This is a genomic window from Pseudomonas sp. 05T35, assembly GCF_056396605.1.
In genome coordinates this window covers 1-3,176 of the sequence record NZ_JBFTLU010000498.1, presented here as the reverse complement: position 1 = coordinate 3,176, position 3,176 = coordinate 1, and the positions used below count along the sequence as shown (strand labels likewise).

The 3,176-nt window shown below is 61.3% G+C and carries 3 protein-coding genes; all 3 read right to left on the bottom strand.

Annotated elements, in window-relative coordinates; translation table 11 throughout:
• On the bottom strand, positions 1 to 1,642 hold a 1,642-nt coding region (locus tag AC1DH9_RS25995), incomplete at its 3' end, for a bifunctional metallophosphatase/5'-nucleotidase (protein ID WP_477809058.1).
• A gap of 161 nt (positions 1,643 to 1,803) precedes the next feature.
• Entirely contained in the window at positions 1,804 to 2,793 is a 990-nt protein-coding gene (locus AC1DH9_RS25990) for a FecR family protein (protein ID WP_427544282.1), read from the bottom strand.
• On the bottom strand, positions 2,790 to 3,176 hold a 387-nt coding region (locus tag AC1DH9_RS25985; RefSeq protein ID WP_477809057.1), incomplete at its 5' end, for an RNA polymerase sigma factor. The genes AC1DH9_RS25990 and AC1DH9_RS25985, both read right to left, overlap by 4 nt.

The window sequence follows — 3,176 nt, the reverse complement described above, 5'->3', positions numbered from 1 at the left end:
GATCCATGCGGTGCAGGTAATCGATCAGGCTATCCAGGTCCGTTACTTCCAAATCTCTACGGTTGATTCCCTGCTTGAAAAGACTGAAACGATCGCCACCGTCGGCCAGGAAGCTGTTCAGCACCACGCGATAATTGCGCTCGGGCTGCACCGGCTTACCGTTAAGACGAACACTGCCGGGAATCACCCGACTGTCCAGCGGGCGCGTGGAATCCCAGCGATAACTGAAGCCCCTGGAAACCTGCAGCGCATCAAAATTGCCTCCGGCCTTCCATTGCTGATTGAGCAATTGTTCGAGTTGCCGACCGTTCAGGTCGAAGGCGACCAGGGTGTTGTTAAACGGCTGCACCGTCGCCACCTGCCCATAATTCAGGCGTTTGAGACCTGGCTCCAGGGCCAGGTCGCCACGAATGCCCCCCCTGTTCATAAAGGCGATCTGTGCGCCATGCGCCGCGCCAGCCGCCAGTTGAGCATCGGCGATCAAGTCACCCAAAGGCGCCTCCCCCGCCGCATTGGCACGTCGAGTGATCGGTGAAGCCGCGATGGCACCGACAGGTTTGAGCAGCACGTTATTGCTGCGTGCTTCAACTTCCCGCTGCAAGGCGAGCATCTGAGGATCGGCTGGATAATGCGCCGGATCGGCCAACAGGTTAGTCGCGTGAATGCCCGTGACCCGATGTTGACCGGGAGTCACGTCGAGCGTCAGGCGGGTCATCAGATGCCCGTACGAACTGCCCTGAGTCACCAGCAGAGGACCGACCTTGCACAGATAGCCTTGATGGGAATGCCCGGAGATCAACACATCGACCGCTGGATCGAGTCGCTTGGCCACATCAACGATATCGCCTCTCAGCTGGCTGCAGTCCTGTTTGTCGTAGGGTTCGGGGGTTGAGCCGCCCTGGTGCACCACCGCGACAATCGCGTTGACGCCCTGGCGGTTGAGTTCGGGGATCAGCCGATTGATCGACTCGGCCTCATCCTCGGTACGCAAACCCTGCAGGCCCTTGGCGCTGACCACGGAGGCAACATCGCGCAGTACCGCGCCGACAAAGGCGATCTTCTGGCCTTTGACCTCCTCGATACGGTACGGCGGCAACAGGGTTTTGCCGGTATCGGTGTCGATCAGGTTCGCCGCCAGATAGGGGAAACCGCTGCCGGGATAGCGGGCGCGAAACTGGCAGGCCTTGGTCGGACGAGTTGATTCGCAGCCGCCATTGAGCTGGCGCAGGAACTCCGCCTTGCCGTTGTCCAGCTCATGATTGCCGATGGCGCTGAGTTTCATGTCCATGTACCGCAGCGCTTCGAGCGTCGGTTCGTCGGCCCACATCGCCGACAGTGGCGGACTTCCACCCACCAGGTCACCGGCACCGATGAACAACAGCTGCGGATCGTCCTTGCGCAGTTGCGTCAGCATCCCGCCGAGGGTCGCAATGCCCCCGGCCTTGAGCATGCGCACACCGTCAGCGGCGGTGTTGTCGCGAACCGAATACGGGTTGGCCTGCAAGTAACCGTGCAGGTCGTTGATTGCCACGATGTTCACGGCAACCGGTTGGGCTGGCGGCTGAACATGGGCGCAACCGCCCAGCACGGCGACAGCCAGGGCGACTGCACTGAGCAGCCTTGGCAGGGAAAGACGTGACATGAGTTCATCCTTGTTCGCTAGTCGAAATCTGTAGAAGTGTGGCGATCAGGCCAATTGCAGTTGGCCGTGTATCGCTTGCAGTACCCCAACCACTTTGAGCGTAGTCCCCATCCCTGYACGCAGCAGGAGGATTTTCAAGTGATCGGTAATGCGCTCGCCCCTCAGCGCAAAATGATCATCCGCCCCAACAGATTGTGCTGCTCGAACCCCAACACCCCTTGCAGGGAATCGAGCACTGCTTGCGGATCTTTGCTCGCAAAGCTGCCGCTGATCCGTCGTGCGGCCAGCTCGTCGTTGAGCACCACGATCCTTCCCGGGTAATAGCGGCCGAGGTCTTTCACCACATCGGCCAAGGGTGACTTGTAGTAATTGAGCCAACCCTGACGCCACGCCAGTTGCGCTTCACTGTCGACGGCGTGGAGTTTTGCCGCGCTGCCAGCGCCATAGGCCACTTGCTGGCCGGCCGTCAGCACCTGCTGCCCGGCGCCCTTGACCGGCGTGACTGCGACGCGTCCCGAGAGCACCGTCACCTGCGCGCCTGCCGGTTGCAATCGCACTTCGAACTGCGTCCCGAGCACCCGCGCCTCGCCCTGTTCTGCGTCGACCACAAAGGGCTCGCCGGTATGGCTCACGTTGAAAAAGGCCGCACCACGACGCAGCCGAACATGCCGTTCACCGCGGCTGAAATCCATGGCAATGGCACTGTCGGCATCGAGGGTGACCCGGGATTGGTCGGCCAGGGTCACGTTGCGCACTTCACCCGGCGCCGAGACATAGTCCGCCGCTAAATCATCGAACCAACGCGACGGCTGCCAGCCGGCACCGATCGAAACCATCAGCAGCAAGCAGGCGGCCATGGCCAAACCGCCAGACCAGCGCCACACACCGGAATGCCTGGAGCGATTCATCGCATTGAGGTAACCCTGCAAGGCAAAGGCCTCTTCCTCGGCCAGGGTGCGAGCCGGTACTCCGCTCATTTCCCAGACCACTTGAACTTGGGCGTAGGCTTCGGCATGCGCCGGATCGGCCTGCAACCAACGGCTGAACGTGGCGCGATCGCCGCTGCTCGGTTGGTCGTGCAACAGGCTCAGCCAGGCCAGCGCGGCCTGCTCCTGAGCCGGCGTCGGAGTGACGTTGGCGGTGTGATTCACGGGGCTGTCCCTGGCGTGCGTGATTCAGGTTCTCGCAGACTGGCCTTGCAGGCTTCGAGGGCGCGCATCATATGTTTTTCCACGGCGCTTTGGGAAAGCCCCATGGCCTTGGCGATTTCGGCATACGTGCGCCCGTGAATGCGGTTGAGCAAAAAAATCTGCCKGGTACGTTCGGGCAAACCGCGTAATGCCGCCTCGACATGGCGCAGGTCATTGCCGGCTTCCAGCGCTGCTTGTGGCTCGACGCTGAGATTGTGCTGTTGCTCTGGCAACCAGCCTTCGTTGAGCCTGACTCGCGCACCTTCGCTACGCAGATGATCGATAGCAATATTGCCGGCGCAGYGCAGCAAGTAAGTGCTGAGCTCTTCGACGTGCACCAATGG